A 25,931-nucleotide genomic window follows, 5' to 3' on the forward strand; every position below is an offset into this window, starting at 1 on the left:
GTCCCTCTCTAGGGTGCTTAAGGGGTATCGCAAGGTATCTTGCTGTGCAAGGTAGCTGTCCAAACATGACAGCGATTTAATCGACCGCATTTTGTCGAGAGGGCGCCATAGGTGCGCTTGATCGCTTGGCAAGGGCGGTTCGAGCCGATAAGGACCGGCCATGACACGCCGAGGTCCGTCTGGGCCCGGCGACGCTTGCGAATTGCTCGCAAACGTCTGCTGCAGAACGGTTTATGAGGACTTCTCGAATGGGGATGGGCATGCGAGCCATGGCGCGGTTGGGGGGCGGTATCGCCGCGACCGCCCTTGCCGCCATTTTCGCCGCGCCGGCTATGGCGCAGGATGTTTTGGGCCAGCCGAAGCCGGCGGGCATCGGTTTCCAGACGGCGGCCGCGCCGCTGGCGCACGAGGCTCACTTCTTCCACAACGTCGTGCTGATGCCGGTCATCACCGTGATCTGCGTGCTGGTGCTGGCGCTGCTGGTGTGGATCGCGATCCGCTACAACAAGCGCGCCAACCCGACCCCGGCCAAATGGAGCCACAACACGGTCATCGAGGTCATCTGGACCGTGGTGCCGGTGCTGATCCTGGTCGGCATCTCGCTGTTTTCGTTCCGCCTGCTGTTCGCCTATCACGACTATCCGGACTCGGACGTGACGGTGAAGATCACCGGCAACCAGTGGAACTGGGGCTATGAATATCCGGACCAGGGCGTGGCCGAGTACATCTCGAACATGCTGCCGGAAGACAAGGCGCCCAAGCATCTGTACCGCCTGGCCGCCGATGAGCCGATGGTGGTTCCGGTCGGTCAGAACGTCCGCCTGCTGATCACCGCCTCGGACGTGATCCACGCCGTCGCCGTGCCGGCCTTCGCCATCAAGGTGGACGCTGTTCCGGGCCGTATGAACGAGACCTGGTTCCGCGCCGAAAAGGAAGGCGACTACTACGGCCAGTGCTCCGAGCTGTGCGGCGTCGACCACGCCTTCATGCCGATCCACGTCAAGGTGGTGAGCCAGGAAGCCTTCGCCGCCTGGGTCGCCTCCAAGGGCGGCTCCATGACCAAGGCCGCCGATGACGCAGCGGCCGCCGCTGCCGCGGCTGCGCCCGCCGCCGCCGAAGCGCCTGTCGCTCCGGCTGCTGACGCCGCCGCCGCCCCGACCGACGCCGCGCCTGCGGCCCCCGCAACCGCCGCCGCGCCCGCCGCGCCGGCCGCTCAGTAAGAGAGACGCGAGAGCCCAGACCCATGGCCACCGCTGCTGTTCACGATTCACACGACCATAAGCCGGGCTTCTTCACCCGCTGGTTCCTGTCGACCAACCACAAGGACATCGGGATTCTGTACCTGGTGTTCGCCATCTTCACCGGCCTTGTCGGCGGCGCCCTGTCGGGCCTGATCCGCTGGGAACTGGCCGAGCCGGGCATCCAGCTGTTCAAGGAAGGCACGATCATCCAACAACTGGGGATCGTCGAGGCTTCCAAGCACGGCTACAACGTCACGGTCACGGCCCACGCCCTGATCATGGTGTTCTTCGTCGTCATGCCGGCGACGATGGGCGGTTTCGGCAACTACTTCATCCCGATCATGATCGGGGCGCCGGACATGGCCTTCCCGCGCCTGAACAACATCTCGTTCTGGCTGATCTTCTTCGCCTTCGTGCTGCTGGTGCTGTCGATGTTCGTCGACGGCGGGCCTGGCCGCGGCTTCGGCGGGGGGTGGACGTCCTATCCGCCGCTGTCGACCATGGGGCACACGGGGCCGTCGTTCGACCTGGCGATCTTCTCGCTGCACGTCGCGGGCGCTTCGTCGATCCTGGGCGCGATCAACTTCATCACCACCATCTTCAACATGCGCGCGCCGGGCATGACCCTGCACCGCATGCCGCTGTTCGCCTGGGGCGTTCTGATCACGGCCTTCCTGCTGCTGCTGTCGCTGCCGGTTCTGGCGGGCGCCATCACCATGCTGCTGACCGACCGTAACTTCGGCACGTCGTTCTTCGATCCGGCCGGCGGCGGCGACCCGGTGATGTACCAGCACCTGTTCTGGTTCTTCGGCCACCCCGAAGTGTACATCATGATCCTGCCGGGCTTCGGCATGATCTCGCACATCGTCTCGACCTTCTCGAAGAAGCCGATCTTCGGCTACCTCGCGATGGCCTACGCCATGGTCGCCATCGGCTTCATCGGCTTCATCGTGTGGGCGCACCACATGTACACGGTCGGTATGAGCGTGAACCTGCGCGCCTACTTCGTGGCCGCGACCATGATCATCGCCGTGCCCACGGGCGTGAAGATCTTCAGCTGGATCGCCACCATGTGGGGCGGCTCCATCACCTTCAAGGCGCCCATGCTGTGGGCGATGGGCTTCATCTTCCTGTTCACCGTCGGCGGCGTGACCGGCGTGGTCCTGTCGAACGCCGGCATCGACTACAGCCTGCACGACACCTACTACGTCGTGGCGCACTTCCACTACGTGCTGTCGCTGGGCGCCATCTTCTCGATCTTCGCGGCCTTCTACTACTGGTACGAGAAGATGTTCGGGGTGAAGTACAACGAGTTCCTGGCTCAGGCTCACTTCTGGATCATGTTCGTGGGCGTGAACCTGGTGTTCTTCCCGCAGCACTTCCTGGGCCTGCAGGGCATGCCGCGTCGCTACGTCGACTATCCGGAAGCCTTCACCTACTGGAACCACGTCTCGTCGGTGGGCTATCTGATCACCATCATCGGCGTGGGCGTGTTCCTAGTGCTGCTGCTGGAATCCGCCATCCGTCGCCGCAAGGCCGAGGCCAACCCGTGGGGCGAAGGCGCCACCACGCTGGAGTGGACCCTGTCCTCGCCGCCTCCCCACCACCAGTTCAACGAACTGCCGGTGGTCAAGGCGGACAACCACTGATCCGTATCGGATAGACCCGGAGAGGCCGCCCTTCCGTAACCGGAAGGGCGGCCTTAACGCTTTTTATGACCATGACCGAACGCCCAGCCCAAGAAACGCCCCTCGTCACCACGGCCCAGCCGGAAGACTTCTTCCAGCTGCTGAAGCCGCGCGTCATGTCGCTTGTGGTGTTCACGGCGGTGACGGGACTGGTCGTGGCGCCGGGCCAGCTGAGCTGGGTCAACGCGATCATCGCCATTCTGTGCATCGCCGTCGGCGCAGGGGCGGCGGGCGCGCTGAACATGGCGGTCGAGGGCGAGACCGACGCCTTGATGCGCCGCACGCGCGGCCGCCCTGTCGCGGCCGGACGCGTGCGAAAGAACGACGCCATCGCCTTCGGTATGGTGTTGTCGGTCTTCTCGGTCATGCTGCTGGGCATGACGACCAACTGGCTGGCGGGCGGCCTGCTGGCCCTGACCATCGTTTATTACGCCTGGCTCTACACCCTGGTGCTGAAGCGCCGGACGCCTCAGAACATCGTCATCGGCGGCGCCGCCGGCGCGCTGCCGCCCGTGATCGGCTGGGCGGCGGTCACGGGCGATGCGCCGTGGCAGGCCTGGCTGCTGTTCCTGATCATCTTCATGTGGACGCCGCCGCACACCTGGGCCCTGACCCTCTATTCGGCCGGCGACTACGCCAAGGCCGGCATTCCGATGATGCCGGTGGCGCGCGGGGCCAAGTCGACCCGCCTGCAGATCCTGCTCTACAGCCTGGCCTTCGTGCCGGTGGCGATCGCGCCGGCCTTCACCGGCCTGGGCGGCCCCATCTATCTGGTGGTGTCGGTCGCGGGCGGGCTGGGCTTCCTGGCCCTGGCCTTCCGCCTGTGGCGCTCGCGCGCGGGCGATCAGCCCGACAAGGCCGAGGCCGTGGGGCGAGAGGCCGCATTGTATGACGTCCGGGCTGAGGCCAAACCAGCCCGCAACCTGTTCGCCTTTTCGATCTTGTACCTGATGGCGTTGTTCTCGGCCCTGCTGGTCGAGCATCTGTCGGGCGTCGGAGTCTGAATCCCATGTCCAATCCCGAGTTCCTGAAGCTGAACGATGAACAGGTTCGTGCGCGCAAGCGTCGCAACGTGGCCATCGCCCTGGGACTGCTGGCCTTCATCGCCCTGGTCTACACCGTGACGGTGTCGCGCATGCACGCCAACAACAAGGCGCGACATGAAGCCGAGGCGGCGGCCCTGGCCACGCTGGAGAGGGCCGATCCGGCCCTGCCGGCGCCGGTCCAGCCGGACGCGCCCGTTCCCGCGCCCGCAACCCAGGAGCCTTGAGGGCTGTGAAGAACAAGAATTCGGTCGCGCTGCTGTGCGCGGCCCTGGTCATCCTGATGACGGGCGCGGCCTTCGCCGCCGTGCCGCTGTATCGGCTGTTCTGCCAGGTCACGGGCTTTGACGGCACGACCATGAAGGCCGAGGCGGCGCCGACCACGATCCTGGACCAGGAAGTCCTGATCCGCTTCGACACCAACGTCCGCGACCTGCCCATGACCTTCAAGGCCGAGCAGTTCAGCCAGAAGGTCCGCATCGGCGAGACGGGCATGGCCTATTTCGAGGTGACCAACACCTCGAACCAGACGATCCACGCGACGGCGGCCTACAACGTCGTGCCCGAACGGGCCGGACCGTACTTCCAGAAGCTGCAGTGCTTCTGCTTCGAGGGGCAGGAGATCGCGCCGGGCGCGACCGTGTCCTTCCCGATGCAGTATTTCGTCGCGCCCGAGATGGCGACCGACGCCGAGGTGAAGGGGGTGCGCGAAATCACCCTCAGCTACACCTTCTTTCCAACCAAAGGCTTTCAGCAGGCCGTTGCGAACGACTCTGCTGTTGGCAAAGCCGGAGAGCGGGGGCTATAGCCCTCTTCAAACGACTCTCGCCTTAATTCAGAGACCTTGGGAATGGCTGACGCTCACGCGAAACCGCAACACGACTACCATCTGGTCGATCCGAGCCCCTGGCCGCTGATCGCCTCCTTCTCCGCGTGCATCATGTTCGTCGGCGCGGTGATGTGGATGAAGGGCCTGTTCGGCATGCCCGAAGGCACCAAGTGGCTGTTCTTCGCCGGCCTCGCGGGCGTGCTGTTCACCATGTACGGCTGGTGGGCTGACGTCATCAAGGAATCCAAGAAGGGCGACCACACCCCGGTCGTCGGCATCGGCCTGCGCTACGGCATGGTGCTGTTCATCGCGTCGGAGGTGATGTTCTTCGTCTCCTTCTTCTGGATGTTCTTCGACATGGCGATCTTCAACGAGGCGCGCGCGATCATTCCGGAAGTCGGCAACTGGGCCGACACCGCCGCCGCCTGGCAGACCTGGCCGCCCAAGGGCGTCGAGCTGCTGGACCCGTGGAGCCTGCCGCTCATGAACACGGTCATCCTGCTGCTGTCGGGCACGACCCTGACCTGGGCGCACCACGCCCTGATCGGCGGCGACCGCAAGGGCGCCAAGCTGGGTCTGCTGATCACCGTCCTGCTGGGCGTGCTGTTCACCGGCGTTCAGGCCTATGAATATTACCACATCCTGCACGGCCACCTGTTCTTCAGCGAAGAAGCGGCCCAGTCGAAGCTGTACGGCTCCATCTTCTTCATGACGACGGGCTTCCACGGTTTCCACGTCCTGGTCGGCACCATCTTCCTGGCTGTCTGCCTGCTGCGCCTCTACGCCGGTCAGATGACCCCGCAGAAGCACTTCGGCCTCGAAGCCGCCGCCTGGTACTGGCACTTCGTCGACGTGGTGTGGCTGTTCCTCTTCGTCTTCATGTACGTCGTCTTCGGTTGATCGAACGCGACGGACAAGTTGAGCTTTCGTCGGCGCGGGGCCCCAAGCCCCGCGCCGATTTGCTTGTCTGGCCTGCCGTACGCGCGGGGCTCATGGGGCGCTGTCCGGCCTGCGGGCGCGGGGCGCTGTTCGAGGGCTTTCTGAAGCGTCGCACCGCTTGCGAAGCCTGCGGCTTCGACCTGGGCGCGGTCGAGACGGGCGACGGCGCGGCCACCTTCATCATGCAGATCGCAGGCTTCCTGGTCGGCTTCTCGGCCCTGGCCGTCGAGATCGCCTGGAGCCCGCCCATCTGGCTGCACCTGATCATCTGGCTACCGCTGGTCGCGGTTCTGGCCGTGGCCTTGATGCGGCCGGGAAAGGGGCTGATGACAGCCCTGCAGATGCTGCGCCAGAACAGCGCCGATTCACACCGAGAGACCCGATGACCGTCGCCGCCCGGCCTCGTTTTCCCATCATCCTGACGGCTGTCGCCGCCCTGCTGCTCGGCGCCCTGCTGACGCTGGGCGTGTGGCAGGTGCAGCGGCTGCAATGGAAGCTGGACCTGATCGACAGGTCCGAGGCCGCCGCGGCCCAGGCGCCGGTTCCCCTGGCCGAGGCTCTGGCGCTGGATGATCCCGAGTTCCGTCAGGTGGTCGTGACCTGCCGCGGCCTGAACGCGGCCCCCTTCGTCGAGCTTCAGACCATCGAGGACGGCGACGCCGGAGTGCGCCTGATCTCGGCCTGCCCGGTCGAGGGGCAGGGGACGGTGCTGGTCGATCGCGGCTTCCTGCCCGCCGAGACCGTTGAGCGCCCTGCCGTGCAGGCCGAGGCCGCCATGCCGGTCGTCGTCGCGGGCGTGGTGCGCCAGGCGCCCGGCCCCAACGCCATGACCCCGCCGCCCTCGGGCAAGCTCTTCTACGGCCGCGACCGGGCGGCGATGGCTCAGGCTCTGGGCGTGACGGGGGCGGTGTCGCCCTACACCGTCTATGCGACCACCTCGGCCAATCCCGAACTGACGGCTTTGCGGCCGGTGTCGCCGCCCGCCGCCTTCAGCAACAACCATCTGGGCTACGCCCTGACCTGGTTCGGCCTGGCGATCGCCCTGGTCGTCTTCTACGCGGCCCTGCTGCTGCGCCGCTATCGCTCCACGCCTGCCAAGGATCGCTGACCTGACTGCTCGTCTTCACACCCTGTCCAACGGCGTGCGCGTCGTGTGCGACACCATGCCCGGCCTACGCACCATCGCCGTGACCGTGGCCGTTAACGGCGGCGCCCGCATGGAGGACGAAGCGCGTTCCGGCTGGTCGCACCTGCTGGAGCATCTGGTCTTCAAGGGCGCGGGCGATATGGGCGCGCGCGAGATCGTCGAGCGTATCGAGGCCGAGGGCGGCTCGATCAACGCCGCCACCGGCTATGAGCGCACCAGCTTTGACGTGCGCGCGCTGAAGGGCAGCCTGCCGCTGGCCATGCAGGTGCTGTCCGACCTGGTGTTCCGCCCGACCCTGTCGCCCGAGGAGATCGAGCGCGAGAAGGACGTCGTGGCTCAGGAGATCGCCGAGGCCTTCGACACTCCCGACGACCATGTGTTCGAGATGGCCCAGACCCAGGCTTTCTCCGGCCAGGCCCTGGGGCGGCCGATCCTGGGTTCGATCGCCAGCCTGGCGCCTGCTGATCGGGGGGCCGTGGCCGACTGGCGCGCGCGCCTCTATTCGCCCGACCACATGGTGGTTTCGGTGTCTGGCGCGGTCGATGAGGCCGAACTGCTGACCTTGGCAGAGGCCTGGTTCGGCCAAGCGGTCGCCGCGCCCCATGAACCGACGGCGCCGGCCGTCTTCACGGGCGGCGAAGCGCGGCTGGCGCGCAAGATTGAACAGGCCAATCTGGTTTTCCAACTGCCCAGCCTGGGCGTGTGCGATCCGCGCCAGCCTGCCCTGCGCCTGTTCACCGAAATCCTGGGCGGAGGCATGGCCTCGCGCCTGTTCCAGAGCGCGCGTGAGGATCGCGGCCTGGCCTACGCCATCGACGCCTATCACGAGACCTATGACGATCTGGGCGTGCTGGGCGTCTACGCCGGAGCGGCGGCTGAGCGGTCGCTGGAGCTGGCCGAACTGTGCGCCGCCGAAATTCTCGACCTGGCCGACAAGGGGCCGACGGAAGCGGAGCTGGCGCGGGCCAAGGCCGTGCTGAACGCCAGCCTGTGGATGGCCGACGAAAGCCCGGCCAGCCGCTCGGGTCGCCTGGCGGGCCAGACCCTGGTGTTCGGGGCCCCCATTTCGTCCGAGGACAGCGCCGCCCGCATCGAGGCCCAGGCAGCGCAGGATCTGCGCGCGGTGGGCCAGGCCATGACGGCGCAGGGGCTGTCGGCGACGGCGGTGCTGGGGCCCAAGGCGGCGGGCGGGGCGGGGCGCGCCTTCCGTCAGCGGATGACGGCGGGCTGATCGCGGCCTGCTGACGCCGAGATCGCTTCGCGCTATCGTTTGATCCATGGCCCTGTTCGATTGGATGGCCGAGGCGACCGGACCGGTCCTGAACGGGCAGGGGGTCTTGCTGCGCCCGCCGCGCCCCGCCGACTATGTGGCGTGGGCCTCCCTGCGTGAGGAATCGCGCGACTATCTGCAACCGTGGGAACCGGCTTGGGCCGAGGACGACCTGACCCGCGCCGCCTACCGCCGCCGCCTGGGCGTCTATGCGCGGGAAATGGAGCAGGGCACGGCCTGGCCCCTGTTCGTGTTCGATCCGATCGATGAGGCGTTGCTGGGCGCCATCACCCTGTCCAACATCCGGCGCGGCGTGGCCGAGACCGGCACCCTGGGTTACTGGATCGGCCGTCCTTATGCGGGGCAGGGCGTCGGCACAGCGGCGGCGCGGGCCATGCTGGGCCATGCCTTCAGCGCCTTGGGGCTGCATCGGGTCGAGGCCGCCTGCGTGCCGACCAACCACGCCTCGCGGCGCGTGTTGGAAAAGGCTGGTTTTCGCCAGGAAGGCGTCGCCCGTGCTTATTTGAAAATTAACGGCCGGTGGGCAGACCATCTGTTGTTCGGCGTCCTCGATCAGGAGTTCGCCGCCAGCGTCGGCCATTCAGTCAGAGTATCGGACCCGTCTTGAGCACACGATCTAGAGCCTTGACGTGGGATCCGACCACGGCGATCGAAGCCCTCGCCGCGGCCGACGCCGCCCTATGGATCTGGACGCCCGCCGAAGATCAGATCCGCTTCACCGGCGCCACTCGGCCATTGGGCCTGGGGCCGTTGGCACCGCAGTGCTCGGGCGCCGCCTTCACCGCCCTGGCCATGCCGCAGGATCGCGCCCTGGCCGACCGCCTGTTGAAACCCCAGGCTGAAGGGACGGAGATCGCCGTGCGCCTGCGGATGCGCGGCTGCGAGACCTGCCTGTGGCGCGGCGTCTGGCTGGAGGACGGCCTGCGCGCGGCGGGCATCGTCGCGCTTGAAACCAAGTTCGCGGGCGCGGATCGCGATACGCTGACGGGCCTGCTGGACCGACGCACCTTCCTGGTCCGCGTGGCCGAGACGCTGGGGACGGCGGGCGATTACGAGATGGTGGTGGCCGATCTGGACCGTCTGCGCCGCCTGAACGAGGCCCTGGGCCACGAGCGCGCCGATCTGGTGTTGTCGGCCCTGGGCTCGCGCCTTTCGGCGGCTTTTTCCGAGGATTGCATTCCGGCCCGCATCGGCGAGGACGAGTTCGCCATCCTGGTGCGGCGCGGCGGCAGCGGCGCCAGCGGCAGCGAACGCCTGCGCGAGGCGCTGGAGCAGCCTCTGCGGCTGGCGGGCTTCGATATCTATCCGACCCTGTCCATCGGCGCCGTGACGGCCGAGGGCGGGCCGGACGCGCCGGACGCCGCCGAGCTGCTGCGGCGGGTCGAGCTGGCGGTGGAACAGGCCAAGCAGGCCGGGCGCGGCGGGGCGGCGGCCTATGGCCGGGCGCTGGAGACCGACAGCCTGTCGCGGCTGGCGCTGGAGGCGGACCTTCGCAACGCCTTCGTGCGCGGCGAGATCGAGCCCTTCTTCCAGCCGATCGTCAATCTGAACAGCGGCGCCGTGGCCGGCTTCGAGGCTCTGGCGCGTTGGCGCCACCCCCGGCGCGGCCTGGTGCCGCCGGACGAGTTCCTGACGCTGGCCGACGAAATGGGCTTGATGAACGAACTGGGCCTGCTGATGATGACCGAGGCCTCGCGTCAGCTGGCCGAGTGGCTGCATCGTCACCCCAGCGCCGGTCGGCTGTTCTGCAGCGTCAACCTGTCGGTGGGCGAGATCGAGCGCGCCCATCTGGTCGAGGACGTGGCCCGCATCATCAAGGAGGCGGGCCTGCCGCGCGGCGCTCTGAAGCTGGAAGTCACCGAGGGCGACATCATGCGCGACACTACGCGCGCGGCCGAGGTGCTGAAGGCCCTGCGCGAGGCGGGGGCCAGCCTGGCGCTGGACGACTTCGGCACGGGTTTCTCGTCCCTGTCCTATCTGGCCAAGCTGCCGTTCGATACGCTGAAGATCGACCGCTACTTCGTGCTGACGATGGACAAGGACGAAGGCTCGGCCAAGATCGTCAAATCCGTCGTCAACCTGGGCCGCGACCTGGCGCTGGAGGTGGTGGCAGAAGGGGTGGAGAACGCCTCACTGGCCCAACTGCTGCTGGACGACGGCTGCCACTATGGCCAGGGCTTCGGCTACGCGCCCGCCCTGCCGGCCCAGGAGGCCGAGGTCTATCTGAACGAATCCCTCGCCGACGGCGCGGCGCCGATCAAGGCGCGCTCAGTCTGACGCCCAACAACGCGCGGACGACAAGATGCGGGCGCGGCATGTCTCTTCGTATAAGATAGATTTGTTTTCGGGTGTAAAGACGACGGCTGGATAGTCTTTATCTAAGTTATTTGTAACTTGAACCCGTTGCTGTCGAATTGATTGATCGCCTCTTGTTTTTACATTCAGAGGCGCACGGTCGATGCGTTTACACGGTGAGGCTCAAACGAACGAGCGCCTCGATGCCAGCTTTGCAAAGCTGAAGGGCGCCTCGCAGGCGCCGCTCGCCGTCGGCGTGCAGGATGGGGCCAGGATCTGTTTCTCCGCTTTTCCTGACCATGAGATCGACCGACGTTTCGAGATCGGCTCCGTCACCAAGGTCTTCACCGGCTCCTTGCTGGGCGTCATGGTCGAAGCGGGCGACGTCGATCCCGAAGCGCCGGTGGATCATCTGTTCGGCAAGGCTCTGCCCTGGCCGGTCAGGCCGCCGACCCTGGTGGAACTGGCCAGCCATCGCAGCGGACTGCCGAACACGCCCAAGCCCCTGTTCTGGCGCGAAAGCCTGGCCGCCCTGTCCCTGTCGGTGAAGGATCCGTGGCGCGGCGTGGATGCGGTGAAGTATCGCGCCATGCTCATGGCGGCGGTGAAACAGGCTCGGGTCGGCGAAGCGCCCCGATATTCGAGCATGGGCGTCAGCCTGCTGGGCGACGCCCTGGCGCAAGCCGCCGGGATGGACTTCGCTGATCTGCTGGATCAACGCCTGCTCAGGCCGCTGGGGATCCGGCGCACGGATTTCCTGCGGTCGGAGGAGGAGCCTGATCTGGTGGCGGTCAGCGTCAATGACTGGGACCGACCTGTGCCCTATCTGCGCGATCAGATGGCGGCCGCGGGGATGCTGGCCTCGACGGTTGAGGATCAACTGCGCCTTCTGCGCACGGCGTGGGGCGAGGGGCCGGACGAGATCGTGAAGGGCGTCCTCCGGGCTCAGACGCCTGTGGCCCAGATGGGCGGCGTCGCCATCGGCTATTGCTGGCTCCTGGCCCCGCACAAGGACGGAGAGATCGCCTTCCACAACGGCGGGACATGGGGATCACAGGCTGAGGTCGCCGTGGTGAAGGACCGACGGATCGCCGTCGCCGCCCTGTCCGCCAAACGCCGCCATACCGATGAGTTCGTCAGCGAGATGCTCGGAACCTGAAGACGTTTCGGCCGCCTTCAGGCCCGGCCGCTCTGGCTGGACAGGCGGGCGGCGTCGACGCCGAGCGCGGCCAGGGCGCGGCTCCATTTGGTGTCGTAGTCGTTGTCGAAGATCAGGGCCGGATCGGCGTCCGTCGTCAGCCAGACGTTTTCGTTCAGCTCTTCCTCCAACTGCCCTTCGCCCCACCCGGCGTAGCCCAGCAGCAGGATGGCGCGGCTGGGGCCGTCCTCGGCGTCGGCCATGGCGGCCAGGGCGTCGCGGGTGCCGGTCAGGGCCAGTCCGTCGCCGAAGGTCAGGCTGGCGTCCTCGCTGGTCCAGTCGGCCGTGTGCAGGACGAAGCCGCGCTCACGCTCGACCGGGCCGCCGATCAGCACCGAACGGTCGCGCGCAGCGTCATCGGTGGGAGTGTCCAGCTTTTCGAGGACTTCGGCCAGGGAGACGCCCGGCGCGGGCTGGTCCAGGCGCAGGCCCAGAGCGTGTTCGTCGTCGTGGGCGCAGATCAGGATGACGGCGTGGCGGAAGCGATCGTCGTCGATACCCGGCATCGCCACCAGAAGACGCCCGGTCAGGGAGGAGAAGGCGGTCATGCCTCTATCATCGGGGCGGACGATGGCGGGCGCAAGCCATTCTCAGGTCCGGGCGCGCTTGGCGATCTCCTTGCGGGTCTCTATCTGACTCCCATCGTCCTGGATCGTCCGGGCCGAACTCCCGGAGACCCCGACATGACCATCCAGATCGGCGACCGCATTCCCGACGCCACCCTGACGACCATGACGCCCGACGGCCCCAAGCCGGTCACGACGGCCGAGCTGTTCGGCGGTAAGACGGTCGCCCTGTTCGCCGTGCCGGGCGCCTTCACCCCGACCTGCTCGGCGCGCCACCTGCCGGGCTATGTCGATCACCGCGCCGATCTGGCGGGCAAGGGCGTGGACACGGTCGCCTGCGTCTCGGTCAACGACGCCTTCGTCATGGGCGCCTGGGCCAAGGCCAATGATCTGAACGGCGCCGATGACGTGGTCATGCTGGCCGACGGCAACGGCGACTTCACCCGCGCGGTGGGCCTGGCGCTGGACGCCAAGGGCTTCGGCATGGGCGAGCGCTCGCAGCGCTATTCCATGCTGGTCAAAGACGGCGTGATCGACCAGCTCAACATCGAGCAGGGCGGCGAGTTCAAGGTCTCCTCGGCCGAGCACCTGCTGGCCCAGCTGTGACGACCGGCGTCGCCCAGACGGCGAGTTGAGCCATGGGCGACGTCTTCACCCCGCAGCAGCGCAGCGCCGTCATGCGGCGGGTGAAGGGGCGCGACACCGCGCCTGAGATGAAGGTCCGGCGTCTGCTGCGGGGCGCTGGGATCGGTTATCGGCTGGGCGGCTGCGGCCTGCCCGGTCGACCCGATGTGGTGATGAAGGGGCGGCGCACCGTCCTGTTCGTCCACGGCTGTTTCTGGCACGGCCATGACTGCCCGCGCGGGGCGCGCCAGCCCCGCTCCAACGCCGACTACTGGATCGCCAAGATCGACCGAAACCGGGCGCGCGACGGTCGCGTCGTCGCCGAGCTGGAGGCGGAGGGCTGGCGTGTGCTGACCCTGTGGGAGTGTGAACAGAAGGCGCCCGACTGGGGCGATCGTCTGCTGACCCTGGTTAAAGACGGGCGCTGAACCGGGTCAGGCGACGGCCTGGGCGTCGATTTCAACCTCGTCGGCTGCGTCCAGGACCTCGCTCAGGGCGGCCAACAGCACCGCCGGCGTCAGCGGCTTGGCGACGAAGTGGTTCATGCCTGCGTCCAGGCAGGCGGCGATATCCTCGGGCGCCGTATCGGCGGTTACGGCGATGACCGGCGCCGCGACGTTGGGTCCGTGGCCCGCGCGCAGGCGGCGGGTGGTTTCGCGGCCATCCAATTCGGGCATCCGCACATCCATGAAGATGACGTCGAAGACGCCGCCCTCGCAGGCTTTCAGCGCGGCCAGGCCGTCTTCAGCCATGGTCAGTTCGCAATCGAGAGCTTGCAGGATCACCTGGATCGCCCGGCGGTTGATGGCGTGATCGTCGACCACCAGCACCCGCAGGGGGCGTTCCGCTTCATCCTCTTCGGCGGCGGGGGAAGGCGGCGTCGGGGCCGGCGCCGCGTCGACTTCGGGGGGCAGTGCGGTTTCAGCCTTGACCGGCGTCGGCAGGGGCGCCCGTTCGGACAGGCTGCGGACAAGGGAGGCGGGGACCAGGGCGGAGGCCGGCGCCGCAGCCTCTTTCACGCCTTCGGGCAGGGTCAGGGCGACGGTGAAGGTCGAGCCTTGCCCTGCTTCGCTGCGGACCGTCAGGCGGCCGCCCATCAGTTCGACCAGATCGCGGCTGATCGCCAGGCCCAGACCCGAGCCGCCGTAGCGGGCGGCGACGCCGTCGGCGGTCTGATCGAACGGAGTGAAGAGGCGGTCCATCTGGCCCGCTGTCATGCCCGGCCCGGTGTCCGCGACGTCGATCAACAGGACGTGCAGCCCGGCCTCGTCGCGCCAGGAGCACAGTCGGATGGTGATGACGCCCGTGTCGGTGAATTTAACGGCGTTGGAGATCAGATTGTTCAACACCTGGCGCAGGCGCATGGCGTCGCCCTGAACCGTGCCCGGCATATAGCGCGAGCCGTCCAGACGCAGGCGCAGTCCCTTGGCCCGGACCGGCCCTTGCCATAGCCGGAAGGTGTGGTTGAGCAGGTCGCGCAGATCGAAATCGCGCGCCTCGACCTTGAGACGGCCGGCGTCGAGGCGGGCATGGTCCAGCAGGTCGTCCAGCAACTCCTTCATCATCAGCCCGGCGTCCTCGATCATGGCCGTCTGTTGACGGGCCGCGGACGAGGGGGCGGCGACGCGCGTCAGTTCATGGGCGCCGGTCAGTATGGCGCCGATCGGCGTGCGCAGATCGTGGGCGACGGCGGCCAGAAGGGCGCTGCGGCCCGCCATGACGCTCTCGGCCTGACGGCGCTTGCCATCGGCTTCCTTCAAGGCGCGAGCCTCAGCCACGCTGGAGGCGTGAAGGCGGCTGCGGGTGGTCAGGCAGAAGAAGATGAAGGCCAGGACGCCGATGGCGACCGGCAGGATGAAGCGGCCCTCGACCGCCCAGCGGGCCATGAAAAGCGGCGTCAACGCCAGCACCGCCAACTGAGGCGTGACCGTCCAGAGGAAGACTCGCATATTGCCGGCCGAAGCGATGACCGAATTGATCGCGCCCGCCGCCAGCAGGGTTGTGGCGACCACGCCGCCGGGCAGGCCGCCCATGATCCACAGCGGTACGGCGATGCTGGCGTAGACGCCGGCGTTGGCCATGAGCGCCAGATCGCCCAAGGCGCCGCGCCAGCCCTTGGGCGCGAAAACCTGACCGCGCGTCACGGGGGCGAAGGCGGCGGCCTCGGCCGCCTGCAGCAGCAGATAGACCGCCAGCCAGCCCAGGCAGATGGGCAGGCCCACGATAGGGCTGAACAACAGGGCGCAGGCCAAGCCTACGACAAGTCGTTGGGGCAGCATCTTGTGCCGCTGTCGGATGGCGTAAGCCCACCCGTTCTGGGATGCGTCGGTCTGCGTCATGCGGCGTTCCGAACGGGCGATGGCGCCCCTCGGTTGCATCATGGCTGCGGAGACCTAATGCTCCGTCAACGGCCGGAGACGGCGGCCTCGGCCACGCTGGCGAAGCCGTCGGCGCGCAGACGCGCCGCCAGATCGCGCTTGATCCGGCCGATCATGCCGGGGCCCTCATAGATCAGGGCCGAATAGATCTGGACCGCCGAGGCGCCCGCGCGAATGCGGGCATAGGCGTCCGCGCCGTCGGCGATTCCTCCGACCGCGATCAGCGGTAGGCGCCCGCCCGCCGCCTCGGCCGCCGCCTCCAGCGCCTTCTGGGCGAAGGGTTTCAGCGGAGCGCCCGACAGGCCCCCGGCCTCGCTCTTCCAGGCGGAGCGCAGCGAGGCGGGCCGCTCCAACGTGGTGTTGGACACGATCAGGGCGTCGATGCCGTGGGCGATGGAGGCCTCGACGATCATGCCGATCTCTTCGCCGATCAGGTCGGGCGCGATCTTCAGGAAGACCGGCGCGCCGTCGGCGGGGCGGGCCTCATGGATGCGGCCCAGCAGATCGTCCAGCGCCTCGCGTCCCTGCAGCGCGCGCAGGCCCGGCGTGTTGGGCGAGGAGATGTTGACGGTGAAATAGTCGGCCAGCCCCGCCAGCCGCTTCAGCCCCGCGACATAATCGGCGGCCTTGTCCTCGGTGTCCTTGTTGGCGCCCAGGTTGGCGCCGATGGCGGTGCGGGTCGGACGCCGGGCCAGACGGGCGGCGAAGGGCTCCAGCCCCTCATTGTTGAAGCCCATGCGGTTGATGACGGCCCGGTCTCCCGACAGACGGAACAGGCGCGGCTTGGGATTGCCGGGTTGAGCGCGCGGCGTGACCGAGCCGCACTCCACCGCACCGAAGCCCAGGCGCGACAGGCCCTCCAGCGCCTCGCCGTTCTTGTCGAGGCCGGCGGCCAGGCCGACGGGGTTGGACATCTCCAGCCCGGCGATCGTGGTCTTCAGGATCGGGTCGTCTGCGCCGGGGGCAGGCAGGGGCGCCATCTGCAGGGCGCGGATGGCCAGACGGTGCGCGGCTTCCGGGTCGAGTTGGCGCAGCAGGACGGCGCCGAGGTCGGTCAGGCTCATGCTCAGGCGGTCTCTTCGAGGATCATGCGGCCGTCGGCCGTCACCGACAGGCTGCGCGCTCCCTGCGTCGCCGCGACGGGCAGGGGGCCGTAGATGTGGGGGAACAGGGCGCCGCCGCGCGACGGCTCCCAGATCAGGGCGTCGCCCAAGGCCGCCAGGTCGACCTCGACCAGCATCAGGTCGTTCTGGCCCGCGTAATGCTTGGCGGCGGTCGCCTCCAACTGTTCGGCGGCGGACAGGTGGATGTAGCCGTCGGCCAGGTCCGCAGGCGAGCCGTCATAGCGGCCCTCGGCCACGGCGGCGCGCCAGTCGGCGCGGCTCAGGATCTTGAAGGCGACGTCGGGCAGGTCGGTCACGCCACGGTCTCCGGCGTCAGCCAGCCTTCATAGGACGGGCGACCGGCGACATCGACGGTGAAGATCGCCGCCGCCCCGGTGGGAAAACCGCCGCTCATCTTGTCCAGCACCGAGGGAGAGGCGGCGCTTTCGATCAGATACTCGACCGCCAGTTGATGCACGCCGGGGTTATGGGCGATCAGCAGCAGGCAGCCCGCCTGATCCTCGGCCGCCTCGACCGCGCGGCGCAGCACGTCGGCGGGGGCGTTGTAGAGGGCGTCGGAGATGTGCAGCTCGACGTCGCCGAAATGTTCGCTGACGCCATCCCAGGTGTCGCGCGTGCGCTGGGCGCCGGACACCAGCGCCATGTCCGGCTTCAGGCCCCGCGCCGCCAGGGCGCGGCCCATGGCGGCGGCGTCGCGGCGGCCGCGCTCGCTCAGGGCGCGGGCCACGTCGCCGCCCGGCGCCGAGGCTTCGGCCTTGGCGTGACGCATCAGGATCAGTCTCTGCATGGCGAGGGCTTTACGGCTGTTTGCGCGCGGCGCCCATAGGCGGCCGGTCGGAAAGGCGGTCGCGTGCGGCGGGCGAAGGGGTCAGGGCCGGACGCCCGGCCAGCACGGCCTGGGCCGCGCCGCCGGGCCGCACGCGGGCATAGGCGCGGCGCGAGGCCTCCAGCATGATCAGGCCTGCCGCGCCGGGAAACAGCTTCGGCCCGATCTGCTCCAGACCGTCGGCCAGCGGCAGCATCGGCCGCCACGGCGGGACGTAGAGAGCCTGGGACCAGGCGGCGGGCTCCAGCCCCACTTCGCGCACCAGCCGCTCCAGCTGGCCGCGCGTGAAGGGGCGGCCGTGCCCGAAAGGCGTGGTCTCGGCCCGCGCCCACATTCCGCCGCGCGCCGCCGCCGCCAGGATGATCCGCCCGGCCGGAGACAGGACGCGCACCGCCTCGGCCAGCAGGGCCTGCGGGTCGTCGGCCTCTTCCAGGGCATGGACCAGCAGGATGCGGTCGAACGTCCCGGCTGCGAAGGGCAGGCGCCGGTCGTCGACCAGGACGGTGCGGTTGCGTCCCGCCGCCGCCCACTGTTCGGCGCCCTGTCCGCCCGGCATGGCGGCGATCGTCCGGCGCGCGCCGATGAAGCCGTCCAGCCAGGGCGTCGCATAGCCCAGACCCAGCACGTCGTTGCCGTTGGCCGCGCCCCAGGCGTCTTCCAGCCGCCGGGCCAGCATGCGCCGCGCCAGCGCGCCGGTCGGCTCGCCGTAGAAGGTGCGGAGATCGTCGATGCTGCGGCGCATGGGGGCAGTATGACGGAAAGTCCGCGCGACTTCACCCGTTCTGGCCGGTGGAGGCTTCCTCTTCGCGCGGCATAGGATAGGGTTTCGATAGGAGACCTCCTCATGACCCTGACCGTTCGCCAGTTTCCCTGTCTGTCCGACAACTACGGCTTCCTGATCCGCGACGAGGCGACGGGGCTGGTCGCCGCTGTCGACACGCCGGACGCCGAGGCGATCCTGGCCGATCTAGAGGCGTCGAGCTGGGGGCGGCTGGACCTGATCCTGAACACCCACTGGCACCCGGATCACACCGGCGGCAATGAGCGGTTGCAGGCCGAGACGGGTTGCGAGATCGCCGGGCCGGAAGAGGTGCGCCGCGCGGCGCCGCTGGATCACGTCCTGGTGGACGGCGAGGCGGTGCGTCTGGGCGAGACGGCCTTCGATGTGGTGCTGTCGCCCGGCCATACCCTGGGCCATGTGGTCTATCATGCGGCGGACGACGGCCTGGCCTTCGTCGGCGACGTCATCTTCGCCCTGGGCTGCGGGCGGCTGTTCGAGGGGACGCCGCAGCAGATGTGGGACAGCCTGAACCGCATCGCCGCCTGGCCCGAGGCGACCACCCTCTATTGCGCCCATGAATACACGGCCTCGAACGCCCGCTTCGCCCTGTCGTTGCCGGACGCCGATGAGGCGTTGAAGGCGCACGCCGAGGCCATCTTCGCCGCTCGTGAGCGTGGGGAGGCGACCGTGCCGACCACGGTAGGGATCGAGCGCCGCTTCAACCCCTTCCTGCGCGCCCGCGACGCCGCCGACTTCGCCGCGCGCCGCGCCCTCAAGGACGGCTTCAAGGGCTAGGACGCCCGCCGGATTTCCAGTCACCCATCATCGGAGATGTTCATGCAGTTGAAGGATCGGGTCGCGATCGTGACCGGCGCGGGCGGGGGCCTGGGCCGCTGTCACGCCCTCTATCTGGCCGGCCAGGGCGCCAAGGTCGTGGTCAACGATCTGACCGAGGCGGCGGCGAAAGGCGTGGTGGACGAGATCGTCGCGGCGGGCGGCCAGGCGATGGCGGCGGCCGGCTCCGTCACCGACGTCGACGCGGTTCAGGCCATGGTCGAGGCGGCGATAAAGGCCTGGGGCCGCATCGACATCCTGATCAACAACGCCGGCATCCTGCGCGACAAGAGCTTCTCGAAGATGACGCTGGACGACTTCCGCCTGGTGGTGGACGTGCACCTGATGGGGGCGGCCATCTGCTCCAAGGCCGTGTGGGAGATCATGCGGACGCAGAACTACGGCCGCATCGTCATGACGACCTCGTCCTCGGGCCTCTACGGCAATTTCGGCCAGGCCAACTATGGCGCGGCCAAGCTGGCCCAGGTGGGGCTGATGCAGACCCTGGCCATCGAGGGCGCCAAGCATAACATCAAGGTCAACGCCCTGGCGCCGACCGCCGCCACCCAGATGACGGCGGGCATCCTGTCCGAGGAGGTGCTGAAGGCGCTGGACCCGGCCCTGGTCAGCCCCGGCCTGCTGGCGCTGGTGGGGGAGGAGGCGCCGACGCGGGCCATTCTGTGCGCGGGCGGCGGGCATTTCGCCACGGCCAACATCACCCTGACGCCGGGCGTTCGCATCGGCGGCGGCGCAGATGCGGGCGAACAACTGATCGCGCGCTGGGGCGAGGCCGCGAACCGCGAGGGCGAGATCGTGCCCGACTATGGTTTCCAGCAGGGTGCGCAGGAGATGATCTCGGCGGGGGTGTCGGCGCCGATGGGGGCGGGCTGAGCCTTCAGGCGCGGCGGCCTTCGTCGCCGCGCCACAGCCACAGGCCGCCGAAGACCGCGGCCAGGGCCGCCAAGGTCAGCGCCTGGGGCGCGACCTCGGCCAGGCTGGCCCCCATGGCGTTCATCCGCACGAAGGCCTGAACCGCTGCGGTCGAGGGCGACAGGTGCGCCAGCCAGACCAGAAGTTTGGGCATCATGAAGTGCGGCCAGGCCGCGCCCGCCAGGAAGAACAGCGGCGCTGACGTGCCGACCAGCACCTGCAACACGCGCTCGTGCCGGTCGAACAGCCCGCCCAGCAGCAGGCCCAGCGCCGATACCCCTGCGGCGAAGACGGGCGCCAGCAGGATCACGCCGGCCATGTCGCCCGCGCGCGGATAGTCCTGAAACCAGAAGACGAAGCCGAAATAGAACAGGCAGGACGCCGTGCCGATCGCCGTCAGCGCCAGCCACAGGCCCAGCCGGGCGCTGCGCCGCATGGGGGACGCGCCGGTCTCGCGACGCAGGGCAGCGATGACGCCGGCCCCCAGCAGCAGGGTCTGTTGCAGGATGATCAGGCTGACGGCGGGCACGGCGTAGTCGCCATAGCCCTCGGTCGGGTTGAACAGCGACTCCTGCTTCAGCGTGGGCGCCAGTCTGGCCGCGCGGGCGGCCTCGGGCAGGCCCTCCAGCCGCGTCTCGGCGACATGGGCGGCGGCCGCCGCGACCGCCTTGCCGACCGAGGTGACGCGGACCAGATAGCCGCCGTTCAGCCAGACGGCCACGCCGTCGGGCGCGCCGCGCGCCAGATCGGCCTCGAACCGTTCGGGCAGGATGACGACGCCGTCGACCATGCCGCGCCGCATCAGGTCGGACGCTTCGGCGGTCGAGGGGATGACGGCGGCGACCTCGACCGCGTGGGAGGCGTTCAGGTCTTCGACCAGGGCGCGGGTCAGGGCGCTCTGCGTCGGCGTCACCACGGCGACCGGCAGGCCCGTCGCCGCCTGCCCGGCGTAGGCGGCCGGATAGTAGAAGGCGTAGAGGACAACGGCCAGGATCAGCAGGCTGCTGACCGGCCGGGCGCGCGGCAGGTTGCGGAAGGCAGCGATGAAGGCGGCGCCCACGCCTTGTTCCGGCAGGGGAAAGGCCAGCGCCTCGGCCTTGGGCGCGCGGCGGGCGCGCAGGCGGATCAGCACGGCGGCCAGGATCAGGGCGATCAAGGTGACGACGCTCAGGATCATCAGGTCGCGCCAGGCCCCGCCGGACGCCGCGCCGGTCACCATCTGGCCGGTCTGAAGGCGCAGATAGTGGGTATAGGGCAGGATGTCGCTCCAGATCCGGGCGAAGCGCGGCCCGTGATCCAGCGGCAGGGTGCCGTTCGAGAAGGCGATGGCCGCGCCCGAATAGATGGCGGTGGCCGAGAAGGCCATGTCGACATCCCCCAGCAGGGCGACCAGCAGGGCCGACAGGGCGACGCTGACCGCCATCAGGGCGACCACGCCCAGCATCAGCAGGGGCAGCGACCCCGCCACGCCCCAGCCCCTGATCCCGCACAGCCAGCCGATCCACGCCAGCCCCCACAGGGTGAAGATGACGAAGTGCGGCGTCAGCCGTCCGATCAGGGCCGCCGTGGTCCGCCCGCCGGTCTGCGCCCTGAACGCCTGGAACGAGCCGCCCTGCATCAGCCGCCCGACCGCCAGCACCGCTGAACAGGCGGCCAGCAGGTGCAGCACGCCGGGCGCCAGCAGGCCGCCGAGGAACAGCTCGAAGCTCAGCTGCGGATTGCCGATGATCGACACCTGGACGGCGGGCGGCTCCAGCGCCGTGGCGGGCAGGCCCATCTGGCGGGCCCGCTCTTCCAGCCTTGGCGCGGCGGCCGAAGCGATGGCCGAGGACTGGCTCAGGGCCGACAGGGCGCCGACGGTCTGGAAGGCGCCGTTGAAGGAGACGGTCGCCTGTTCCGGGCGACGGAAGGCGCCCTCGGTGAAGCCCGAGGGGAAGTGGGCGATGCTGTAGATCTCGCCGCGTCGCATCAGGGCCACGGCCTCGTCCACCGTCGCCGGGGCGTGGGCTACGCGTATGCCGGGGCTGGCCTCCATGTTGCGGATCGCCGCCCGGCTGAAGGCTGAGTTGTCTTGATCCACCACGGCGACAGGCGCCTGGCGGATCACGCCGGGCGCCAGCATGGCCGCGATCACCGCCAGCAGGATCAGCGGCAGGCCGAAGGCGACGAAGGCGTCCCACGGGCGGGTCGCCAGCCGCCGCGTCTCGTCCTGAACGGCCGCGAGAAAGACGGCCGCGCCGCGCGTCATCGCGACGACCAGTCGAACAGGACGCTCATGCCCGGTCGCAGCCCTTCGATCGGTCGGGCGGGCTTGGCCTTCACCTGGAAGCTGCGGACGTCATAGCCGCTGGACTGGCGGGTCGAGCGCCAGGTGGCGAACTCGCCCTGGGGGCTGATGGCGGTGACGCGGAAGGCGGCGTTCTTCACGCCCAGCGCGGGCACGTCGCCGCGCACGGTCGCGCCGATCTTCAGGTCGCGGAACTGGTCCTCGCGCACGCTGAAGGCGACCCAGGGATCGGCCGTGTCGACGATTGTGAAGACCGGCACCCCCGTCAGCACCAGTTCGCCGACATTGGCGAAGCGTTCGGACACCTCGCCGCCGTGGGGGGCGGTCAGGCGGGTCTCGCCCTGCAGGCTTTCGACCTCGGCGACGGCGGCGCGGGCGCCGCTGACGTTGGCGTCGGCGACGGCCTTCTCCTGCGGTCGGGTTCCGGCCAGGGCCTTCACATACTGCTGGCGGGCGGCCTCGGTCTGGGAGGCGGTGGCGGCGCGGGCGGCGACGGCCTCGTCGCGGCGCTGGGCCGAGATGACGCCCTCGGCGAACAGGTTCTCCGCCCGGCGCGCGGTCTGGTCGGCCAGGCGGGCGGTGGCCTGGGACGCGCGCCAGATCGATTCGACCGACTGCACGTCCTCCGTGCGGGCGCCCTCGCGGCTCAGGGACTGGATGGCCTCGGTCGACTGCAGCAGGGCGCGGGCCTGGGCGTCCTTGGCCTCGACCTCGGGGCTGCTCATCAGGGCCAGTTCCTGCCCGGCCTTCACCTGATCGCCCTCTGCGGCCAGGAAGCGTGCGACGCGGCTGGGCACCTTGGTGGCGACGGTGAAGGTCTCGGCCTCGACCATGCCCTGCACCTGATCCTGCGCCGGGCGGGCGGCCAGGAACAGGCCCACGACGATGAAGGCGATCAGCAAGATCACGCCCGCCGCGACGATCAGGGGCAGCGGCGACCGGCGCGGTTTCGGCGGGGGCGCTTCGGCCGGCTGGGGCGGCGTATAGGCTGAGGAAGGCGTCTCGCTCATGGGGCGCTGATCCGGTCGTCGCGTTGCAGATAGTCGTTCAGGGTCTGGTCGCTTCCCGCCGCCGCCAGCAGGGCCGCCAGGCTGAGGTCGTACTCATAGGCCGCCGCCGCCCGTTGCAGCCGCGCCGTTCCCAGCAGGTTGCGGGCGTCGATGACCGAGGCGGCCGTCGCCTCGCCCTCGCGGAAGCCGACCTCCTGAACGCGCAGGTTCTCGCGCGCGGCCTCCAGGCTGCTGTCCATGGTCAGGAACTGCCGCCGCGCCAGCTCGACCTGATTATAGGCGCGCGTGACCAGCAGGCGGGCGTCGTCGCGGGCCTGGCGCTCGACCTCTCCGGCGGCCGAGGCCTGGGCGCGGGCGGCGCCGAGCATCCGACGCCGGTCCAGCGACGACATCAGAGTGTAGCGGGCGCCCAGCCCAAAGGCCCAGTCCGGCTCGGTCGGCAGGGAATCGTCCGGGTTCATATTGTAGGTGCCGAAGGCGTAGACCGACGGCTTCATCCGCGACGCCGCCAGGTCCGCCCCGGCCTCGGCCAGATCGCGTCCCGCCTGGGCCTGGATGAGGCGCGAATTCGACTGGCCCGCGCTGTCCAGAAAGACGGATGCGGGGCCGACCTGATCGCGATTGACGAACAGGGGCGTGGTCGGGGTCACGCCCGCCTCGACATCGGCGACGCGGGCCAGGGAGGCGACGGCGTTCTCATGCTCCAGTTCGGCGCGGTTGAGCTGGCGCTGGGCGGCGTCGCGGGCGACCTCGACCTGAAGCGTCTGGGCGCGGCTGAGCATCCCTTCTTCTTCCATGCGGCGGGCGTTCTTCAGGTGCAGATCGAAGCCGTCGCGGGTCTCCAGCGCGATCTTCAGCGCCTCGGCCGCCAGCACCTGGCCGAAATAGGCGCGGGCCAGGTTGACGCTCTCCAGGTTCAGGGCCTCCTGCCGCCGGGCCTCGGCCAGGTCGACATTGGCCGCCGCCGCCCGTCGCAGGGCGGGGATGGCCCCGCCGGTGTAGATCGGTTGCAGCGCCGTCACCGTCGGGCGGAAGGTCGTGTCGTCCACCTGCAGCCGGATGTCGTGGGGCAGGGCGGCGAAGATCTCCGGCAGGGCGGCCTGCAACCGCTGCCCCACCGCGTTCAGCACATCGCCCGGCACGCCCGGCAGGTCGGAGATCAGGCCGGGAAGGGCGGCGCCCAGGTCGGACTGGGCGCGGTCCAGCGTGTCCGACAGCGACAGGTCGAAGGTCTTGCGATAGCGGATCAGTTGGGCGTCCAGCGACACCGTGGGTCGGTTCAGTCCAGCGGCGACCTGGGCCTGGGCCTCGGCGGCTTCGACCCCGTAACCGGCGGCGCGCCCCAGGCTGGAGGTGGTGCGCAGCCGCGTCTCCGCCTCAGCGTAGGTCAGGGGCGTGCGCGGCGTCTCGGCGGCGGCTTGAGTCTGAGCTAGGGCGGGCGTCGCGCAGGCCGTCAGGGCGCCCGCAGCCAGGACGATACGCCATCCGTTCCAAGCCCTCGCCATCGCATCAACCCCGCAACCAGCTGTGAACAACGATCCTGAAGCGCGGCCGTTGCGTCAAGCAAGCGCGCCAATTGCAAAGGGCGCGCTCGCCGTGACGAACGCGCCCCTTGGCTGAAGATGAAGCCTGTCCGGTCTTACAGGCCCGGAAGCTTGAAGCGGCCGTCGCGGCGGGCGGCGATGGTGATGCCCTCGCGGCCGCCGGTCAGGGCGTCCAGACGCGCGCGCTCGCTGGCGGCGTCGATGGTCTTGCCGCCTTCCGACGACTGGCTGACGGTCGCGGCCTGGCTGGCCGGATCGTCCTTGCGCCAGAACATGATGCGGTTGGCCCAGCTTTCTTCCTTGTGCGCCAGGCTGCCGAATTCGTCGTCAACCACATAGCGGGCCAGCGGATCGGCGCGATCGGCGCCGGCTTCGGCGGCCAGAACCTGCTCGCCAGGGGTGCGGGTCACGGCCTGGCGCTGGCCCAGCAGAATCTGGCGGGCGGCGCTTTCGGGGGCCAGCTCTTGCGGGCGCGGGGCGCCGGGCGAAGGCGGGGTCAGGCCGTATTCCGGCGGCACGACCAGCGGGGCGCTGGCCACTGTGACGAATTCGTCCGGCACGACCTTGGACAGGCCGATGCTCTGCTTCATCGATCCGCAGGCGCTCAGGCTGAGGGCCGCGCCGGCGGCCAGGGTCACGATCAGGACGGGACGGTTACGCATGGGTCGTTCGGCTCCGGGAGGCGCGCCGCACGGGCGCTGGCTCGGGTCGATAAGTTAAGGGGGTGTGATTACGACTTTTCGTGGGCCGCGCCAACTGTCGAACGGCGCTCGGACAGGAAGCTGTCCAGGATCAGCAGGACGACGCCGACGGTGATGCCGCTGTCGGCGATGTTGAAGATCCAGGGGAACAGGCCCGTGCCGGAAAAGTCGAGGAAGTCGACCACGCCGCCGAAACGGATGCGGTCGATGACGTTGCCGATCGCGCCGCCCATGACCAGGCCGATGGCCGCGACCAGCAGGCGGCGGTCCGCCCGCGTCGCCCACCAGGCCAGCAGGCCCGCCACGACGACGGAGAAGACGCTCAGGATCCAGCGCCCGGCGCCGCCGCCGAACAGGCCGAAGCTGACCCCGGTGTTCAGCACATAGGTCAGATTAAACACCGGCGGCGCCACCTCGGCGATCCGCAGGCCGTCGGGAATGTGGGTGATGTGTTCTGCGCCGATGGCGCTCAACACCCAGGCCTTGGTCAGCTGATCCAGCACGATGACTGCGAGGGCGATCAGATAGGCCCCCAGGGCGAGACGAGAAATCTTCATGTCCTGCGGGTTAGCAGGAAGACGTTCGGCGGCGAAGAGGGAAAGCGAAGGGGCGCCGATCGTCCCTACGGCCTTTCCCCCCGGTTTTCCCCCGCTAT

Annotated in this window: 27 protein-coding genes; 16 read left to right on the top strand and 11 right to left on the bottom strand. The window is 69.0% G+C overall.

Features of this window, described 5'->3' with window-relative positions:
• Positions 1-248 precede the first annotated feature (248 nt).
• The 12 genes from coxB (at position 249) to AC3IPP_RS03125 (ending at position 11,632) form a co-directional block, all read left to right on the top strand.
• Positions 249-1,220 (top strand): cytochrome c oxidase subunit II, encoded by a 972-nt coding sequence (gene coxB, locus AC3IPP_RS03070; RefSeq protein ID WP_489150321.1) that lies wholly within the window; start codon positions 249-251, stop codon positions 1,218-1,220.
• Positions 1,221-1,243: 23 nt separating this feature from the next.
• On the top strand, positions 1,244-2,890 hold the full coding sequence (gene ctaD, locus AC3IPP_RS03075) for a cytochrome c oxidase subunit I (RefSeq protein ID WP_087141731.1): 1,647 nt from the start codon (positions 1,244-1,246) through the stop codon (positions 2,888-2,890).
• Between the two features lie 65 nt (positions 2,891-2,955).
• On the top strand, positions 2,956-3,933 hold the full coding sequence (gene cyoE / locus AC3IPP_RS03080) for a heme o synthase (protein ID WP_489177437.1): 978 nt from the start codon (positions 2,956-2,958) through the stop codon (positions 3,931-3,933).
• A 5-nt stretch (positions 3,934-3,938) separates the two neighbouring features.
• Positions 3,939-4,199, top strand: a complete 261-nt coding sequence (locus tag AC3IPP_RS03085; protein ID WP_087141733.1) for a hypothetical protein — start codon at positions 3,939-3,941, stop codon at positions 4,197-4,199.
• Positions 4,200-4,204: 5 nt separating this feature from the next.
• The gene (locus tag AC3IPP_RS03090) at positions 4,205-4,780 is read left to right on the top strand and encodes a cytochrome c oxidase assembly protein (RefSeq protein WP_087141734.1); all 576 of its coding nucleotides are present in this window, start codon (positions 4,205-4,207) and stop codon (positions 4,778-4,780) included.
• 42 nt (positions 4,781-4,822) lie between these two features.
• Entirely contained in the window at positions 4,823-5,701 is an 879-nt protein-coding gene (locus AC3IPP_RS03095; protein ID WP_087141735.1) for a cytochrome c oxidase subunit 3, read from the top strand.
• A 92-nt stretch (positions 5,702-5,793) separates the two neighbouring features.
• The gene (locus AC3IPP_RS03100) at positions 5,794-6,126 is read left to right on the top strand and encodes a DUF983 domain-containing protein (protein WP_489150322.1); all 333 of its coding nucleotides are present in this window, start codon (positions 5,794-5,796) and stop codon (positions 6,124-6,126) included.
• Complete coding sequence (locus AC3IPP_RS03105; protein ID WP_489150323.1) at positions 6,123-6,848, top strand: SURF1 family protein; 726 nt, start codon at positions 6,123-6,125, stop codon at positions 6,846-6,848. The genes AC3IPP_RS03100 and AC3IPP_RS03105 overlap by 4 nt, the downstream gene beginning before the upstream one ends.
• A gap of 55 nt (positions 6,849-6,903) precedes the next feature.
• Positions 6,904-8,118 (top strand): M16 family metallopeptidase, encoded by a 1,215-nt coding sequence (locus AC3IPP_RS03110; protein ID WP_489177438.1) that lies wholly within the window; start codon positions 6,904-6,906, stop codon positions 8,116-8,118.
• A gap of 46 nt (positions 8,119-8,164) precedes the next feature.
• Positions 8,165-8,785: a GNAT family N-acetyltransferase gene (locus tag AC3IPP_RS03115; protein WP_489150324.1), complete on the top strand. Its 621-nt coding sequence runs from the start codon at positions 8,165-8,167 to the stop codon at positions 8,783-8,785.
• Positions 8,782-10,455: a putative bifunctional diguanylate cyclase/phosphodiesterase gene (locus tag AC3IPP_RS03120; RefSeq protein ID WP_489150325.1), complete on the top strand. Its 1,674-nt coding sequence runs from the start codon at positions 8,782-8,784 to the stop codon at positions 10,453-10,455. The genes AC3IPP_RS03115 and AC3IPP_RS03120 overlap by 4 nt, the downstream gene beginning before the upstream one ends.
• Positions 10,456-10,636: 181 nt before the next feature.
• Complete coding sequence (locus AC3IPP_RS03125; RefSeq protein WP_489150326.1) at positions 10,637-11,632, top strand: serine hydrolase domain-containing protein; 996 nt, start codon at positions 10,637-10,639, stop codon at positions 11,630-11,632.
• Positions 11,633-11,649: 17 nt separating this feature from the next.
• On the opposite strand, the gene AC3IPP_RS03130 is transcribed toward AC3IPP_RS03125, so the two are convergent.
• Positions 11,650-12,219, bottom strand: coding sequence for a YqgE/AlgH family protein (locus tag AC3IPP_RS03130; RefSeq protein WP_489150327.1), 570 nt, complete (start codon positions 12,217-12,219; stop codon positions 11,650-11,652).
• A 135-nt stretch (positions 12,220-12,354) separates the two neighbouring features.
• Between AC3IPP_RS03130 and AC3IPP_RS03135 the strand changes: the two genes are divergently transcribed.
• Both AC3IPP_RS03135 and AC3IPP_RS03140 read left to right on the top strand, forming a co-directional pair.
• The gene (locus AC3IPP_RS03135) at positions 12,355-12,843 is read left to right on the top strand and encodes a peroxiredoxin (protein WP_087141743.1); all 489 of its coding nucleotides are present in this window, start codon (positions 12,355-12,357) and stop codon (positions 12,841-12,843) included.
• A 32-nt stretch (positions 12,844-12,875) separates the two neighbouring features.
• Positions 12,876-13,289 carry a very short patch repair endonuclease gene (locus tag AC3IPP_RS03140; RefSeq protein ID WP_489177439.1) on the top strand — a complete coding sequence of 138 codons (414 nt, stop codon included), beginning with the start codon at positions 12,876-12,878 and terminating at the stop codon, positions 13,287-13,289.
• A gap of 6 nt (positions 13,290-13,295) precedes the next feature.
• Here the strand turns inward: AC3IPP_RS03140 and AC3IPP_RS03145 are convergent, their stop codons facing one another.
• From AC3IPP_RS03145 to AC3IPP_RS03165, 5 genes are all read right to left on the bottom strand, one after another.
• Positions 13,296-15,200 (bottom strand): ATP-binding protein, encoded by a 1,905-nt coding sequence (locus tag AC3IPP_RS03145; RefSeq protein ID WP_489150329.1) that lies wholly within the window; start codon positions 15,198-15,200, stop codon positions 13,296-13,298.
• Between the two features lie 65 nt (positions 15,201-15,265).
• The gene (locus AC3IPP_RS03150) at positions 15,266-16,303 is read right to left on the bottom strand and encodes a quinone-dependent dihydroorotate dehydrogenase (protein ID WP_489150330.1); all 1,038 of its coding nucleotides are present in this window, start codon (positions 16,301-16,303) and stop codon (positions 15,266-15,268) included.
• Between the two features lie 2 nt (positions 16,304-16,305).
• Positions 16,306-16,659 carry a DUF952 domain-containing protein gene (locus AC3IPP_RS03155; protein WP_087141747.1) on the bottom strand — a complete coding sequence of 118 codons (354 nt, stop codon included), beginning with the start codon at positions 16,657-16,659 and terminating at the stop codon, positions 16,306-16,308.
• Positions 16,656-17,150 carry a SixA phosphatase family protein gene (locus tag AC3IPP_RS03160; RefSeq protein ID WP_087141748.1) on the bottom strand — a complete coding sequence of 165 codons (495 nt, stop codon included), beginning with the start codon at positions 17,148-17,150 and terminating at the stop codon, positions 16,656-16,658. The genes AC3IPP_RS03155 and AC3IPP_RS03160 overlap by 4 nt, the downstream gene beginning before the upstream one ends.
• A 10-nt stretch (positions 17,151-17,160) precedes the next feature.
• Positions 17,161-17,931: a class I SAM-dependent methyltransferase gene (locus tag AC3IPP_RS03165; protein WP_087141749.1), complete on the bottom strand. Its 771-nt coding sequence runs from the start codon at positions 17,929-17,931 to the stop codon at positions 17,161-17,163.
• Between the two features lie 102 nt (positions 17,932-18,033).
• Here AC3IPP_RS03165 and gloB point away from each other — a divergent pair, with 102 nt between their 5' ends.
• Together gloB and AC3IPP_RS03175 are read left to right on the top strand one after the other, a co-directional pair.
• A complete protein-coding gene (gene gloB, locus AC3IPP_RS03170; RefSeq protein WP_489150331.1) occupies positions 18,034-18,765 on the top strand; it encodes a hydroxyacylglutathione hydrolase in 732 nt (243 codons plus the stop codon).
• A 42-nt stretch (positions 18,766-18,807) separates the two neighbouring features.
• The gene (locus AC3IPP_RS03175; protein ID WP_489150332.1) at positions 18,808-19,695 is read left to right on the top strand and encodes an SDR family NAD(P)-dependent oxidoreductase; all 888 of its coding nucleotides are present in this window, start codon (positions 18,808-18,810) and stop codon (positions 19,693-19,695) included.
• Positions 19,696-19,699: 4 nt separating this feature from the next.
• Here the strand turns inward: AC3IPP_RS03175 and AC3IPP_RS03180 are convergent, their stop codons facing one another.
• The 5 genes from AC3IPP_RS03180 to lspA all read right to left on the bottom strand — a co-directional run bounded on the left by AC3IPP_RS03180 (position 19,700) and on the right by lspA (position 25,833).
• The gene (locus tag AC3IPP_RS03180; protein ID WP_489150333.1) at positions 19,700-21,982 is read right to left on the bottom strand and encodes an ABC transporter permease; all 2,283 of its coding nucleotides are present in this window, start codon (positions 21,980-21,982) and stop codon (positions 19,700-19,702) included.
• Positions 21,979-23,031, bottom strand: coding sequence for an HlyD family secretion protein (locus AC3IPP_RS03185; RefSeq protein WP_489150334.1), 1,053 nt, complete (start codon positions 23,029-23,031; stop codon positions 21,979-21,981). Before AC3IPP_RS03185 ends, AC3IPP_RS03180 begins: the two co-directional genes overlap by 4 nt.
• A complete protein-coding gene (locus AC3IPP_RS03190; protein WP_489150335.1) occupies positions 23,028-24,536 on the bottom strand; it encodes a TolC family protein in 1,509 nt (502 codons plus the stop codon). Before AC3IPP_RS03190 ends, AC3IPP_RS03185 begins: the two co-directional genes overlap by 4 nt.
• A gap of 134 nt (positions 24,537-24,670) precedes the next feature.
• Positions 24,671-25,237 carry a DUF3035 domain-containing protein gene (locus tag AC3IPP_RS03195; protein ID WP_087141752.1) on the bottom strand — a complete coding sequence of 189 codons (567 nt, stop codon included), beginning with the start codon at positions 25,235-25,237 and terminating at the stop codon, positions 24,671-24,673.
• 68 nt (positions 25,238-25,305) lie between these two features.
• A complete protein-coding gene (lspA, locus tag AC3IPP_RS03200) occupies positions 25,306-25,833 on the bottom strand; it encodes a signal peptidase II (RefSeq protein ID WP_087141753.1) in 528 nt (175 codons plus the stop codon).
• Positions 25,834-25,931 lie beyond the last annotated feature (98 nt).

This window comes from Brevundimonas sp. KH_060 (assembly GCF_057838275.1).

Coding starts and splice junctions, on each gene's coding strand:
- AC3IPP_RS03085 (WP_087141733.1), top strand. CDS start 3,939: ATGTCCAATCCCGAGTTCCTGAAGCTGAACGATGAACAGGTTCGTGCG.
- AC3IPP_RS03190 (WP_489150335.1), bottom strand. CDS start 24,536: ATGGCGAGGGCTTGGAACGGATGGCGTATCGTCCTGGCTGCGGGCGCC.
- gloB (WP_489150331.1), top strand. CDS start 18,034: ATGACCCTGACCGTTCGCCAGTTTCCCTGTCTGTCCGACAACTACGGC.
- AC3IPP_RS03115 (WP_489150324.1), top strand. CDS start 8,165: ATGGCCCTGTTCGATTGGATGGCCGAGGCGACCGGACCGGTCCTGAAC.
- lspA (WP_087141753.1), bottom strand. CDS start 25,833: ATGAAGATTTCTCGTCTCGCCCTGGGGGCCTATCTGATCGCCCTCGCA.
- AC3IPP_RS03150 (WP_489150330.1), bottom strand. CDS start 16,303: ATGAGCCTGACCGACCTCGGCGCCGTCCTGCTGCGCCAACTCGACCCG.
- coxB (WP_489150321.1), top strand. CDS start 249: ATGGGGATGGGCATGCGAGCCATGGCGCGGTTGGGGGGCGGTATCGCC.
- AC3IPP_RS03110 (WP_489177438.1), top strand. CDS start 6,904: ATGCCCGGCCTACGCACCATCGCCGTGACCGTGGCCGTTAACGGCGGC.
- AC3IPP_RS03140 (WP_489177439.1), top strand. CDS start 12,876: ATGGGCGACGTCTTCACCCCGCAGCAGCGCAGCGCCGTCATGCGGCGG.
- AC3IPP_RS03185 (WP_489150334.1), bottom strand. CDS start 23,031: ATGAGCGAGACGCCTTCCTCAGCCTATACGCCGCCCCAGCCGGCCGAA.
- AC3IPP_RS03160 (WP_087141748.1), bottom strand. CDS start 17,150: ATGCAGAGACTGATCCTGATGCGTCACGCCAAGGCCGAAGCCTCGGCG.
- AC3IPP_RS03145 (WP_489150329.1), bottom strand. CDS start 15,200: ATGACGCAGACCGACGCATCCCAGAACGGGTGGGCTTACGCCATCCGA.
- AC3IPP_RS03135 (WP_087141743.1), top strand. CDS start 12,355: ATGACCATCCAGATCGGCGACCGCATTCCCGACGCCACCCTGACGACC.
- AC3IPP_RS03100 (WP_489150322.1), top strand. CDS start 5,794: ATGGGGCGCTGTCCGGCCTGCGGGCGCGGGGCGCTGTTCGAGGGCTTT.
- AC3IPP_RS03095 (WP_087141735.1), top strand. CDS start 4,823: ATGGCTGACGCTCACGCGAAACCGCAACACGACTACCATCTGGTCGAT.
- AC3IPP_RS03180 (WP_489150333.1), bottom strand. CDS start 21,982: ATGACGCGCGGCGCGGCCGTCTTTCTCGCGGCCGTTCAGGACGAGACG.
- cyoE (WP_489177437.1), top strand. CDS start 2,956: ATGACCATGACCGAACGCCCAGCCCAAGAAACGCCCCTCGTCACCACG.
- AC3IPP_RS03105 (WP_489150323.1), top strand. CDS start 6,123: ATGACCGTCGCCGCCCGGCCTCGTTTTCCCATCATCCTGACGGCTGTC.
- AC3IPP_RS03175 (WP_489150332.1), top strand. CDS start 18,808: ATGCAGTTGAAGGATCGGGTCGCGATCGTGACCGGCGCGGGCGGGGGC.
- ctaD (WP_087141731.1), top strand. CDS start 1,244: ATGGCCACCGCTGCTGTTCACGATTCACACGACCATAAGCCGGGCTTC.
- AC3IPP_RS03125 (WP_489150326.1), top strand. CDS start 10,637: ATGCGTTTACACGGTGAGGCTCAAACGAACGAGCGCCTCGATGCCAGC.
- AC3IPP_RS03130 (WP_489150327.1), bottom strand. CDS start 12,219: ATGACCGCCTTCTCCTCCCTGACCGGGCGTCTTCTGGTGGCGATGCCG.
- AC3IPP_RS03165 (WP_087141749.1), bottom strand. CDS start 17,931: ATGCGCCGCAGCATCGACGATCTCCGCACCTTCTACGGCGAGCCGACC.
- AC3IPP_RS03195 (WP_087141752.1), bottom strand. CDS start 25,237: ATGCGTAACCGTCCCGTCCTGATCGTGACCCTGGCCGCCGGCGCGGCC.